The sequence below is a fragment of the Streptomyces sp. NPDC007971 genome (assembly GCF_042958635.1).
GTDB lineage: Bacteria > Actinomycetota > Actinomycetes > Streptomycetales > Streptomycetaceae > Streptomyces.
On the sequence record NZ_JBIBJK010000003.1, the window covers coordinates 289,757 to 301,073 of the forward strand.

13 protein-coding genes are annotated in these 11,317 nt (G+C 72.8%); 5 read left to right on the top strand and 8 right to left on the bottom strand.

Annotated features, from left to right (window positions below):
- Nucleotides 1-18 precede the first annotated feature (18 nt).
- Nucleotides 19-927 (top strand): hypothetical protein, encoded by a 909-nt coding sequence (locus ACFZCP_RS08095; protein ID WP_391425144.1) that lies wholly within the window; start codon nucleotides 19-21, stop codon nucleotides 925-927.
- Here ACFZCP_RS08095 and ACFZCP_RS08100 read toward each other — a convergent pair.
- Entirely contained in the window at nucleotides 917-1,333 is a 417-nt protein-coding gene (locus ACFZCP_RS08100) for a nuclear transport factor 2 family protein (protein WP_391425145.1), read from the bottom strand. The two genes, ACFZCP_RS08095 and ACFZCP_RS08100, sit on opposite strands and share 11 nt — an antisense overlap.
- A gap of 72 nt (nucleotides 1,334-1,405) precedes the next feature.
- On the opposite strand from ACFZCP_RS08100, the gene ACFZCP_RS08105 reads away from it, so the two are divergent.
- Both ACFZCP_RS08105 and ACFZCP_RS08110 read left to right on the top strand, forming a co-directional pair.
- Entirely contained in the window at nucleotides 1,406-1,969 is a 564-nt protein-coding gene (locus ACFZCP_RS08105) for a helix-turn-helix transcriptional regulator (protein WP_391425147.1), read from the top strand.
- A gap of 4 nt (nucleotides 1,970-1,973) precedes the next feature.
- Complete coding sequence (locus ACFZCP_RS08110) at nucleotides 1,974-2,846, top strand: methyltransferase domain-containing protein (protein ID WP_391425149.1); 873 nt, start codon at nucleotides 1,974-1,976, stop codon at nucleotides 2,844-2,846.
- Here ACFZCP_RS08110 and ACFZCP_RS08115 read toward each other — a convergent pair.
- The 6 genes from ACFZCP_RS08115 to ACFZCP_RS08140 all read right to left on the bottom strand — a co-directional run bounded on the left by ACFZCP_RS08115 (nucleotide 2,824) and on the right by ACFZCP_RS08140 (nucleotide 8,421).
- The gene (locus tag ACFZCP_RS08115; RefSeq protein ID WP_391425151.1) at nucleotides 2,824-3,567 is read right to left on the bottom strand and encodes a GntR family transcriptional regulator; all 744 of its coding nucleotides are present in this window, start codon (nucleotides 3,565-3,567) and stop codon (nucleotides 2,824-2,826) included. The two genes, ACFZCP_RS08110 and ACFZCP_RS08115, sit on opposite strands and share 23 nt — an antisense overlap.
- Before the next feature lie 130 nt (nucleotides 3,568-3,697).
- Nucleotides 3,698-4,864 (bottom strand): serine hydrolase, encoded by a 1,167-nt coding sequence (locus ACFZCP_RS08120; RefSeq protein ID WP_391425153.1) that lies wholly within the window; start codon nucleotides 4,862-4,864, stop codon nucleotides 3,698-3,700.
- Between the two features lie 105 nt (nucleotides 4,865-4,969).
- Nucleotides 4,970-5,938 carry an acetylxylan esterase gene (locus tag ACFZCP_RS08125; RefSeq protein WP_391425154.1) on the bottom strand — a complete coding sequence of 323 codons (969 nt, stop codon included), beginning with the start codon at nucleotides 5,936-5,938 and terminating at the stop codon, nucleotides 4,970-4,972.
- Nucleotides 5,939-6,240: 302 nt separating this feature from the next.
- Nucleotides 6,241-6,822 (bottom strand): DUF3592 domain-containing protein, encoded by a 582-nt coding sequence (locus ACFZCP_RS08130; RefSeq protein ID WP_391425156.1) that lies wholly within the window; start codon nucleotides 6,820-6,822, stop codon nucleotides 6,241-6,243.
- A 233-nt stretch (nucleotides 6,823-7,055) separates the two neighbouring features.
- Nucleotides 7,056-7,823 (bottom strand): FAD-binding oxidoreductase, encoded by a 768-nt coding sequence (locus ACFZCP_RS08135; protein WP_391425158.1) that lies wholly within the window; start codon nucleotides 7,821-7,823, stop codon nucleotides 7,056-7,058.
- Nucleotides 7,816-8,421: a molybdopterin-dependent oxidoreductase gene (locus ACFZCP_RS08140; protein ID WP_391425160.1), complete on the bottom strand. Its 606-nt coding sequence runs from the start codon at nucleotides 8,419-8,421 to the stop codon at nucleotides 7,816-7,818. The genes ACFZCP_RS08135 and ACFZCP_RS08140 overlap by 8 nt, the downstream gene beginning before the upstream one ends.
- A gap of 167 nt (nucleotides 8,422-8,588) precedes the next feature.
- Here ACFZCP_RS08140 and ACFZCP_RS08145 point away from each other — a divergent pair, with 167 nt between their 5' ends.
- Complete coding sequence (locus ACFZCP_RS08145; RefSeq protein ID WP_391425162.1) at nucleotides 8,589-9,344, top strand: GNAT family N-acetyltransferase; 756 nt, start codon at nucleotides 8,589-8,591, stop codon at nucleotides 9,342-9,344.
- A gap of 168 nt (nucleotides 9,345-9,512) precedes the next feature.
- Here ACFZCP_RS08145 and ACFZCP_RS08150 read toward each other — a convergent pair whose 3' ends face one another.
- On the bottom strand, nucleotides 9,513-9,911 hold the full coding sequence (locus tag ACFZCP_RS08150; protein ID WP_362684311.1) for a MarR family winged helix-turn-helix transcriptional regulator: 399 nt from the start codon (nucleotides 9,909-9,911) through the stop codon (nucleotides 9,513-9,515).
- Between the two features lie 152 nt (nucleotides 9,912-10,063).
- On the opposite strand from ACFZCP_RS08150, the gene ACFZCP_RS08155 reads away from it, so the two are divergent.
- Complete coding sequence (locus tag ACFZCP_RS08155; RefSeq protein WP_391425164.1) at nucleotides 10,064-11,155, top strand: hypothetical protein; 1,092 nt, start codon at nucleotides 10,064-10,066, stop codon at nucleotides 11,153-11,155.
- Nucleotides 11,156-11,317 lie beyond the last annotated feature (162 nt).

Sequence of the window (11,317 nt, forward strand, 5' to 3'; positions counted from 1 at the left end):
GTGCACTATCGTCACGACATGTCCACGCCACCACAGCCTCAGCAGCCGGCCGACCAGCCCCCGCAGCAGCCCGCGGTCCCGCCGCAGCCGACGGCCTACCCCTACCCGAACCCGCAGTCGCCCCCGCCGGGGAACTTCTACGCGCAGCCCACCCAGGTGAGCCTGCCCGCCCAGCCCCTGCCCGGACAGCCGGGGCAACCCGGCCAGGCTCACCCGGCCAACCCCTATGCGCAGCCGCAGCCGATGCCGATGCCGTACGGCCCCGTGCCGGTCCCGTCCTCCGGTGGTGGCGGCGCTGCCGGGCGGGCGGTGCTGTGGGCCGTCGTCGGCGCGGTCCTCGCCTCCGGGGCGTGGGCGGCGGGGGTGTTCCTGATCGGTGGCAAGGGTGACAGCGCGGACCTGCGCGGCTACGCGGCGCCCTCCAACATGTGCTCGGACGCGGACTACTCGTCGTTCAAGGACGAGTACCCCGCGAGCGACTCGTCGCCGACGCACAACTCCCTCAAGGACAAGGCACTGGACGAGAGTTACTGCAGTGCGAGTCTGAAGAAGACGGGGTCGACGTACTCCGACGCCTACCTGACCATGCAGGTGGACCTGCACCGGAAGAGTGACCCGGGGCCGGAGTTCACCGCCACCTGGAAGAACTACGGCGACAGCCACACCGGCTACGACGTCAAGCCGGTCAGGGGCATCGGTGACGAGGCCTACCTGGTCAGCCTGGACACCACCAGCAGCTCCACCGGCTCATCGAGCGGTTCCCGGTACGCCACTCTCGCCGTGCGCGACGGCTGGGTGACGTACACGATGAGCTACAGCGCCTACCTCACCTCCTACGACCAGGACAAGAACCCGCCCGGGCTCAGCGACGTCTCCGACTGGCTGAAGACCGACACCAAGTCCACGCTGGAGCGGCTCAGGGGCTGACATCCGGCTGCGCCGACCGGGCCCGTGCGTCCTCGACGATGCGGTCGAACCGGGCGCCCATCGCCTCGGCCAGGGCCTGGGCGCCCGAGAGCGGCCGCACCATCACCGTGAACTCGTCGATCAGGCCCTCCTCGTTCACGCGCAGGAAGTCGCAGCCGGTCAGCTCCCGGTCGCCCACGCGCGCGCGGAAGAGCAGCGCGTGGTCGCGGCCGTCGGAGCCGGTCAGCTCGCGCTCGTAGCGGAAGTCCTCGAAGACCTGGGAGACCGCGCGCAGGATCGCCGCGGTGATGGCCTTGCCCGGGTAGGGCTTGAAGACGACCGGGCTGGTGAACACGACGTCCTCGGCCAGCAACGCCTCGACGGCGTCCATGTCGCCCGCCTCCACCGCCTTACGGAACGCTTGCATCCGATCACCTCGCATAGTCAATTAATTGAATAGGTGCGGATGAGAGTAGTCACCTGCTGTTAGCGTGTCCACATGTCGCTCAAGTACGCCGTCCTGGCCGCCCTGCTGGAGGGCGAGGCCTCGGGCTATGAGCTGTCGAAGCTGTTCGACGTCTCGCTCGCGAACTTCTGGCCCGCCACGCCCCAGCAGCTCTACCGCGAGCTGGAGCGCCTCGCGCAGGACGGGCTGGTCGAGGCCCGGACGGTGCCGCAGGAGCGCCGGCCCACCAAGCGGATGTTCACGCTCACCGAGGCCGGCCGGACCCGGCTGGCCGCCTTTGCCGCCCAGCCGCCGGGACGGCCCACCGCCGTCCGCGACGAACTCCTCATCAAGATCCAGGCCATGGACGGCGGCGACCCGGAGGTCACCCGGGCGCTGATCGAGGAGCGCAGGGGCTGGGCGCGCGGCAAACTCGGCCGCTACGAGCGGGTGCGCGAACGCCTCCTCGGCGGCCGGAGCGAGGAGGAGTACCTGCGCACGGCCGACCGGATCGGCCCGTATCTCACCCTCATGGCCGGGATCGCCTTCGAGGAGGAGAACCTGCGCTGGTGCGAGCGCGTTCTCGGGATCCTGAAGCAGCGGATCCCTCTAGGCTGACGGGATGTTCAGCCCCGAAGGCCCCACGCTGCGCGAACTCGCCGTGCAGGCACTGTCCTCCGTCGAGCGCGGATACGACCTGCTGGCCCCCAAGTTCGACCACACGCCCTTCCGGACGCCGGACGCGGTGCTGGAGTCCGTGGCGAAGGCACTCGGCCCACTGGGCCCGTTCGAGGACGGACTCGACCTGTGCTGCGGCACCGGTGCCGGGACGGACGTCCTGGCCGGGCTGTGCCACCGCAGCGTGACCGGCGTCGACTTCAGCGCAGGCATGCTCGATGTCGCCCGCCGCGGGGCGACGGGTCCGGGCGGGCGGCATCCGATGACGGCTGACGGTCAGGGCGGCCGGGAAGCGATGACGGCTGACGGTCCGGGCCGGCGGCAAGCGGCGGCGGCTGAAGGCCGGGGAGGGCGGCAAGCGGCGGCAGGGGGGCCGAGCGTCGCGTGGGTGCGGGGCGACGCCCGGGCCCTGCCGTTCACCGCCGCCTTCGACCTGGTGGTCAGCTTCGGCGCGTTCGGTCACTTCCTGCCGCGGGAACTGCCCGGACTGTTCGGCCAGGTCCACTCGGTGCTGCGGCCGGGCGGCCGGTTCGCTTTCCCGGTTCTCGCCCCGCCCCCTCCGACGAGCCCCGGGTTCTGGATGCTGCTCGGCTTCGACGCGGCGATGCGGGTGCGCAATGCCGTGTGGCGGCCTCCGTTCGTCATGTACTACCGGGCCTTCCGGCTCGGAGCGGTGGTGGAGGAGCTGACGCGTGCCGGGTTCGTCGTCGACCTGCAGGCCCTGCCCGAGTTCGGGTGGCGCGGCGACGCGAGTCCCCGCGCCCGGCTGGTCGTGGCACGCAGGCCGGAGGGCGCTATCCCGCCGCAGGCAGCGTGAACTCGTAGACCAGCGCGTCCCGTTCCGCGTTCACCAGGAGATCGGTGATCTCCAGCGGGCGGGCGTACTGGTCGTGGACCCGCCGGGTCACCCGGACCGAGGCGGCGTCGCCGACCTGGGTGATGGCGTCCCGGTGGTGCAGGGTCAGACCGGCCTTGCGCATCCAGTCGTAGGCCCGGCGCAGCTGCGCGGGTGTGGCCCCGTCGGCCCGGTCGCGGTAGCGGGCCAGTTCCGCGACCTCGGCCAGCGCCACGGCCGAGAACGACGTCACCGCCGTACGCAGCGCCCGCCCGTCGGGTGCGGCCGACCGGTAGCGGTGCACCAGGGTCGGCCGGTACGGGGCCAGGCCCAACGCCTCGGCGTGCTCCGGCGACGGTGCCTCCCAGGTCACCGTCGCCCGGTCCACCGCGCACGGGTCGGCCGGCCGGGCGCCGACCGGGAAGGTGAGGGAGACCGGGTCCTCGACCGGGCGGCCGCCCAGCGTGGCGTGGCTGCCCCGCCGGTCGGTGGCAACCAGACCGCTGCGGCGCAGCACTCCCAGTGCCTGCCGGACGGTCTCCCGGCTGACCCCGAAGTGGCGGGCCAGATGCCGCTCGCCCGGCAGCCGTTCACCGGGCGGAACGGTACCGTCGCGCAGTTCGTCGAGGAGCAGCGAGGCGACCTGCCAGTACCGGGGCCGGCCGTCGGTCTGCGGGGGGTCGTGCGGGGTGGTGCGGGCCATGCCGCGCCTCCTGTTGGTGACAAGACGTAGCCGTGCGGGCTCATTGCGCGACCACATCTAGCATTGGTCTAAACCACGAGGGAAGAGCGGCCTGCCGGTTCGGCCGAAACCCATCCGCACGACCGGGCTGTCACAGGGCGCCGTAGACGGCGTCCACCAGCGCCGCCTTCCGTGGATCATGCGCGATGCGCGACCCCATCCGGTTCATGGCGTAGCCGAGCGAGATCCCCGCCTCGGGGTCGGCGAGCCCGCAGGAACCGCCGAACCCGTCGTGTCCGAAAGCCCGCGGATTGGGGCCGTAGGAGCCGCCCGGGCCGCTGAGCCACAGGCCGAGCCCGCACTCCGTCTCGCTCCCGAAACCCGCACCCAGCACCAGATCCCGGTCGGCGCCCTGCCCCTCGCGCACCCGTTCCGCCGCCCGCGGCGACAGGATCCGCCGGCCGCCGAAGGAGCCGCGCCCGGCGAAGATCCCGTACAGCGCGGCCACCGCCCGCGCGGTTCCGTGCCCGTTGGCCGCCGGGATCTCCGCCGCACGCCATTCGGGCGAGTTCGCCGCGCCCGCGCCCACCGGCGGATTCGCCAGAGCGGCGAGCGCGGCGGGCGACAACTGGCGGGAAAACGAGGTCTGTTCGGCGGAGTCCTCGGCTCGTGCATGCACCAACTCGGCCGCGCGGCCGGATTCCTTCTCCGGCAGGCCGATGGTGAAGTCGATCCCGAGCGGCCCGGTCACCTCCCGCTGCAGAAACGCTCCCGGCCGCAGTCCCGAGACGCGCCGTACGACCTCGCCGACCAGGAAGCCGTAGGTCAGCGCGTGGTATCCGGAGCGCGTACCCGGCTCCCACCACGGCTCGGTCGCCGCCAGGCGGGCGGTCGTCAGGTCCCAGTCGTAGAGCTGTGCGAGGGTGTGCGGCTCCCGCAGGCCGGACAGTCCCGCGCGGTGCGACAGCAGATGCCGGACGAGTACGTCCTCCTTGCCCGCTGCAGCGAATTCCGGCCAGTAGGCGGCCACCGGGTGGTCGAGGTCGAGCAGTCCGCGGTCGGCGAGGAGGTGCGCGCACAGCGCCACCGGGCCCTTGGTGGTCGACCACACGTTGACCAGGGTGTCCCGCTCCCACGGCCGGATACCGGCCGCGTCCGCCCATCCGCCCCACAGATCCACCACCGTCACCCCGTCGACGGTCACCGCCACCGCGGCGCCCAGTTCGTCCCGCTCCCGGAAGTTCTCCTCGAACGCCTCCCGCACCGCGGTGAACCGTGCGTCGCAGTGGCCGTGAACCTGTGCCTCGTGCGCGGACAATCTGACCTCCGTCGTGACCGGAAAGCCCGGGCCGCGACGCCGCGACCCGGATGCACCGAACGTACCGACTGGTCGGACTGACGGGAAGGGGCGGGCGGGGGAGCCTCAGGCGTAGGACCGCAGCCAGCGCAGCTTGTGTGCCTCCTGGAACGGCCCGCCGCCCTCGTGGTCGTTGAAGTCGTACACCTCGATGTTCTTGTCCTCGTGCGCCCAGGCGTTGAACGCCGCGAAGACGGTCGACGGGGGGCAGGTCTGGTCCTCCAGGGCCGCGGAGAAGAGTGCCGGGGCCCGGCCGCGGGCCGCGAAGTGCACGCCGTCGAAGTAGGAGAGGGTGTGGAGCACATCGGCGGCGCGGCCGCGATGCGTCTTGAGGAACAGGCCTATCTCACGGTATGGATGACGGTCCGTCACGGTGGTCGCGCGCGGGTAGTCGCAGAGGAACGGCACGTCCGGGGCGATCGCGACCAGATCGGGGACCAGCCCGCCGACGGCGACGGTGATGCCGCCGCCCTGGCTCTCGCCGATCACCACGGTCCGCGCCGCGTCCGTGAGCGGGTGCGCACGGGCCGCCTCCACGGCGCGCACCGCGTCCGTGAACACGCGGCGGTAGTAGTAGTTTTCGGGCGCGTCGATGCCCCGCGTCATGAACCCCGGATAGGCGGGCGCGGCGCCCACGGGGTCCGCGGTTCCGCCCCCGCCGCCCCAGGTGCTGCCCTGCCCCCGGGTGTCCATCACGAAGTGTGCCCGGCCCGTCGACGCCCACAGCAGCTTCTCGTGCGCAAGGCCGCGTCCGCCGCCGTAGCCGATGAACTCCACGACCAGCGGGAGCGGCTCCGTGGCGTCGGCCGGCAGGCGCAGCCAGCCCCTGACCGGGTGACCACCGAACCCGGCGAACGTCACGTCGTACACCCGCACCGTGGACAGCCCCGTGTCCACCGGCTCGAAGCGGGCGTCCAGATCGTGCTCGCGCGCCTCCCGCAGGGTCCTGGCCCAGAAGACGTCGAAGTCGTCCGGCGCGGTGGACGTGCTGCGGTACTCGCGGAGTTCGTCGAGCGGGAGGTCGAACAGGGCCATCGGCAACCGCCTTGAGCGAGGGGGCTGGGTGATCTCACCGTAGGGGGGTGGCGGCACGGGCGACCAGGGGGAGGGGGAACGCGCTTGCTGCGCCAGGGGCTTGCGGACGGCCTGACCGGCGCACGACCACACGGCGGACGACCGGACCGGCGCACGACCGGACCGGTACACGACCGGACCGACAGACGACCCTCCCCACGGCCCGCCCTCCCCCGGATCACTTCACCCCCACCGGTCACGTCCGTCCACCGGTCACGTCCGTCCGCCAGGCACGTCGCCCACTGGTCGGATCCTCGGGCGGGTCAGGTCCTCGGCTGGGTCCACTTCGGGCCGGTGCGCGCCCACTCCCGTTCCCACTCCGCCATGCGGTGGCGCTGGGCGATCCGGCGCTCCACGGCGTGGCCGAGAAGGACCGCGGCCGCCGCCCCGCCCGCCGCGCACACGCCGACGGTCACCGTGTGCTGCCAGATGGCGACGTCGTCCGGCGGCGGTGCGACACTGCGGTTCCGGGCGTCGAACCAGACGGTCACCACGTCACCGGCCCGGCTCCCCGCCGGAACGCGAGCCGTCCCCGTGTGCGTGCCCCGGCCCGGCTCGGTCCAGCGGATCTGGGCCCGGTAGGGGTGCTCACGGTCGCCCACCGTGGGCCGGTGCGCGGACGTGCTGCCGAGCACCACGGCCCGCACCCGGTGCCGCTCGGCCCGCTCTGCCGCCGCGATCGTCCGTGCCTGGTCATGGGCGTGCAGGCCCGCCGCCACGCCGGCCAGGGGTGCCACCACGAAGAGCAGGACGGCGACGATCAGTACCGTCCACGCCTCCACGACGTCCGACCGGCGCCGCAGCGGATTGCCCCGCCAGCGCCAGCCACGCACCTGGGTACGCATGTCCACCTCCTCGCCGCCGACGGAGCCGGAGGACCGGGCGAGCCGGGTCCGGTCGTCCGCCCCCGCTGCACACGAGCGTCCACACCCGTCTCGTACCCCGTACGACGCACCTTGGCTCACGTCACCGACCGCGACTTCCGGCCCACCTGGAGCACGGCACACGGCACGCGCCCCGGGTCGCGCGAGCGGCGGCCCGGGGCGGCGGCCCGCTTGGCTTGCGCGCCCGTGGCCGGCTAGCCGAAGCGTTCGATGCGGATGCGCTCGACCGGCTGGCCCGCCTCGACCAGCAGGCGGGAGGCGTGCTCGGCGAACCCGTTGGAGCCACACACATAGGCCTCCCACCCACCCGGAGGCTGCTCGGCCAGGAGTGGTGCCACATGTGCGGCCGCCATACGACCCACGGGCACCCCGGCAGGGGCGTCGCGCGTGAACACGGCCGTCGTCTCGGTGCCCAGCTCCGGCGCGTAGATCAGCTCCCCGGGGCTGCGCGCCGACACCAGCATCCGCAGAGGTACGGCGAGGCCGCGCGCCCGGTGGTGCCGCACCATCGACATCAGTGGTACGACCCCGGACCCGGCCCCGAGCAGCAGGGCGGGCCGGTCGCCCGGCCAGGCGAAGAAGCCGCTCAGCGGGCCGCGCACCTCGACCGTGTCGCCGGGCTCGGCCACGGTGTGGAACCAGCCCGAGACCTCGCCGTCCGGCACCTGGTCCAAGGTCAGCTCGATGTGGCCGGACGCATCCGGTGCGGACGCGATCGAGTAGTGGCGCTGGGCCACATAGCCGTCGCCCGCGGTCAGCCGCAGCATCAGATGCTGACCGGGCAGGTGCCCCGCCCAGCCCGGCACCGCGAGCCGGAACGTGGCCGCACGCGGTGTCTCGCGCCGGACCTCGGTCAGGGTGGCCGTCTGCCACACCGATGCCGTCTGCTCGCCCACGGCGATGCGCCCCGGCACGGCGAAGCGGGCCGGGGCGGTGAAGGTCGTGGTCGCCGTCTCAGTCACCGGAGTACCGCTGCTCCTCCCAGGGATTGCCCCGCTCGTGGTAGCCGTTGCGCTCCCAGAAACCCGGCTCCTCGTGGTCGAGGAGGGTGATGCCGGCGATCCACTTGGCGCTCTTCCAGAAGTACAGGTGCGGCACCAGCAGCCGCGCGGGACCGCCGTGTTCGGGTGCGAGCGGCCTGCCGTCGTACTCCCAGGCGATCCAGGCCCGCCCACCGGTCAGGTCGGCGAGCGGCAGGCCCGCGGTGTAGCCCGTGTGGGACCAGGCGATCGCATGGGTGGCGGACTCATGGGGCCGGACCACATGGAAGAACGAGTCCAGCGAGACGCCACCGAACCGCACTCCGAACTTCGACCAGCCGGTCACACAGTGGATGTCCCCCTCGTACGACGAGCCCGGCAGGGCCTGTGCGGTGTCCCAGTCCCAGGTGTGCGGCCGCTCCACGAGTCCGTCGATGCGGAAGGACCAGTCCGCGGGGGTCAGGTCGGGGGTGACCTCGGCGGACAGGACGGGCCAGTCGTCCCGTGCGTCGTACTGCCCCGGTGGCAGGCCCGGGTTGTCGACGCGCGGGCGGCCCGTGAAGCCTCGGGTGACGTTCATGTTTCAACCGTACGTGGTCGCCATGAGTGCTCCGTCCCAGGCCGGTGCCCGATCATGGCGGTCGTACGAACGCGTGCGGGCACCGGGAATACCCGCCCCGCGCTCCTCCTTGGCGCAGAGTGCCGGCAGGTGCGCCGGCCCCAGCGCGACGGAAGCGAGGCAAGTGGATGACCAAGGCCCATCGAGACGGCCCAGCGACCGGCCCGAAGGAGCCGCACCTTCTCGACAACCCCGCCCTGGCCTCCCTGAGCGGCCCGCACGCCCGCTTCGCCGAGCGGCGCGGGCGCGTGCTGCGCTACCCGGTCGACGTCTCCCCGTGGCTGGGTCTGCCCGCCGACGCGGACGCGGACGACTGGGCGGATCTCGCCGCGCTGGCCGGTCCCGGGTGCGAGGTGCCGCTGCCCGGCTTCCGCGGGACGGTCCCCGACGGCTGGGAAGTGACCTTCCACGTCGAGGGAGTGCAGTTGGTGGGCGACGGTATCGCCGGGGCACCGGACGCGGAGGCGGTGCGGCTCGGCCCGGCGGACGTTCCCGAGATGCTGGACCTGGTGGCGCGCACCCGGCCCGGACCGTTCCTGTCACGCACCATCGAACTCGGCACCTACCTCGGCATCCGCCGCGAGGGCGCCCTGATCGCCATGGCGGGGGAGCGGTTGCACCCGCCGGGCTGGACCGAGATCAGCGCGGTCTGCACCGACCCGGCCTTCCGCGGGGAGGGCCTGGCCACGCGGCTGATCCAGGCGGTCGCGCACGGTATCCGGGAGCGCGGCGAGAGCCCGTTCCTGCACACCGGTGCCCACAACACCGGCGCCATCCGGCTCTATGAGTCCCTCGGCTTCCGGCTGCGCCGGCACACGGCGTTCCTGGCGGCACGGGCCCCCGAACACCTCACGGACGACCGGGCCGCCGTGGCGGTGCCTTAGGCGGTCCCGCCCCGGCGGTGCCGGTGCCGTATCCGCTCGGGGTCCGGCCGCGACGGTGTCGCAGCGGGTCACGGCCCGGCCGTACCCGTGCCGTGGCCGCTCCGGGTCCGGCCGTACCGGTGCCGCAGGGGGGCAGGGCCCGGCCGCACCCAGGCCGTGACCGGCGGATCAGACGGACTCGGTGCCGGACGGGCCGGCGTTGTAGCGCTCCAGGTAGGCGGCGAAGCGGACCAGGTCCTCCTGCGGCCAGTCCGCGAGCCGCTCCCGGAAGGCGGCCCGGCGGCTGCGGGTGACCTGGGCCAGGATCTCCTGGCCCGCCTCCGTCAGGTGCAGCACCTGGACCCGGTGGTCCTCGGGATCCAGACGCCGTTCGATCAGTCCGGCCCGCTCCAGGGCCGCCACCTGGCGGCTCACGGTGGACTTGTCCAGGGCGTAGTGGGCGGCCAGGTCCGTCGCCCGGCAGCCCCCGCACTCCTCCAGATGGCCGAGCAGGGTGTACGACACCAGCGACAGCTCGGGGTGCATGCGTCCCGCCGTGGCACGGGCCCGGCGGGCGAAGACCGTCATCTCGCGCTGGATCGTCTCCACGGCCGCTTCCGCCGCTGTCACGGGAACACCTCCATGGGGCCAGTGTGCGGGAATACCTTCCCCGCACGTTCTAGTTGTATAGTACAACTTGAAGTGAGAGTTGTATAAGCCAACTATTGGAGGTCGCCCCGATGAGGTCACCGGCACTGCGCCATGTGCTCACGCACCTGATCACCCCGCTGCTGATGTGCCTGGGCATGGGGCTCGCGTACATGGGGGCCTTCGTGACCCCGGAGCCCCACCACCTGCCCGTGGCCGTCGTCGGTGCCGGACCGCGGGCGAAGGTGTTCGCCCAGACCGTCAAGGACACCGCGGGGGACAAGCTCGACGTCCGTACCGTCGCCACCCGGGCCGCCGCCGTGGACCTGCTGAAGTCCCGGGACGTGACCGGCGCCTATGTTCCGAGTGCCAAGGCGCCCGAGCTGCTCGTGGCCACCGCCGCCTCCGACATGGGTGCCACGGCCGTCGAGAAGGTCTTCACGCCGGTCGCCGCCGAGGCGGGCGCCCCGCTGAAGGTCACCGACGTGGCTCCGCCGGTCTCCGACGACCCCACCGGGCAGGGCCTGTTCTTCCTGCTGATCGCGGTCAGCATCGGCTCGTACGCCTCGGTCGCCGCGCTCGGCGCCGCGGGTGCCGCGCTCCCGACGCGGGTACGGGCGCTGCTGGCGCTCGGCGTCTCCGTCGTGGTCGGTGCCATCGGCGCGCTGCTCGCCGGGCCGGTGTTCCACCTCGCGCACCACTCACTCGCGAGCCTGTGGGGGATGGCGTGGCTGTACTCCGCCGGCATCCTCTTCATCGGCGTCGGTCTGCACACCTTCCTCAAGCGGTGGACGACCCTGACCATGATGGTGCTGTTCGTGATGCTGAACTTCACCAGCTCCGGCGGTTTGTTCCGGCCCGAGCTGCAGAACGGCTTCTTCGGTACCCTGCACGCCTTCTGGAACGGCGCCGGCTTCGTCGAGGGCATCCGCAGCCTGCTGTACTTCGGCGACGACGGCCTCGCCCGCAGCGTGTGGACGCTCGTGGTCTGGCTGATCGTCGGCCTCGCGGTGACCGGGATCGCCGCTGCCTGTGAGCGGGCACGGGCGGCCCGCCCGGCGACCGGCCCGGCCACCGCCCTTCCCGAACCCGCGCCGGAGGCCGAACCCGCGGTGGAGGCCGGGCGGGCGGCCGAGGCCGGGCACGAGGCCGAGGAGGAGCTGGAGGAGGCGGTCGGCGTCTGAGGAGGAGCTGGAGGAGGCGGTCGGCGTCTGAGGAGGGGAGGAGTCCGAGCGGGCGGCCGATGTACGGGGAGGGGCGGGCTTGAGGGGCGGTCGGCGTCCAAGGACGGGTGAGGGGGCGGTCGGCGTCCAGGACGGGGGGGTGAGGAGGCGGTCGGCGTCCGG